This is a genomic window from Variovorax sp. Soil_C_19 (genome assembly GCF_057657255.1).
Window position 1 is genome coordinate 1 of sequence record NZ_JBDGIV010000043.1, and the last position, 452, is coordinate 452.

Sequence of the window (452 nt, forward strand, 5' to 3'; positions counted from 1 at the left end):
GTCAGCGTGCCGGTGTAGTTGATGAGCCGGTACAGGCCCGCGCCGAACTGGCCGCCGGCCGTCTGCGCCACGTTCAAGGTGCCGTCGAGCTGCAGGTTGCCGTTGACGTTGACCAGGTCGTTCAGCGTGCCGCCCGCCACGCCGGCCTGGCCGAGGTCGTAGTTCAGCACCGCGCCGCTGCCGAGGCTGAGGTTGCCCGTCGTGAGCGTGCCGACGCCGCTGGCGACGCCTGTGTTGCCCGCGGACAGGACGGCGCCCTTGCCCAGTGTCACGTCGCCTGCGATGGTGCCGCTGCCGGACAGGGTTGCGCCGCCCTGCACCTGTACCGCGCCGCTGCCGGTGGCGCTGCCGCTCGTGTTGTTCACGCTCAGGGTGCCGGCCGCCACGGTGGTGCCGCCGGTGTAGCTGTTGGCGCCCGTGAGCGTGAGCGTGCCGCTGCCCACCTTGACGAT

1 protein-coding gene is annotated in these 452 nt (G+C 71.7%); it reads right to left on the reverse strand.

Translation table 11 applies throughout. The features are described 5' to 3' along the window. On the reverse strand, window positions 1–452 hold a 452-nt coding region (locus AC3A6R_RS27140; protein ID WP_487863278.1), incomplete at both ends, for an autotransporter-associated beta strand repeat-containing protein.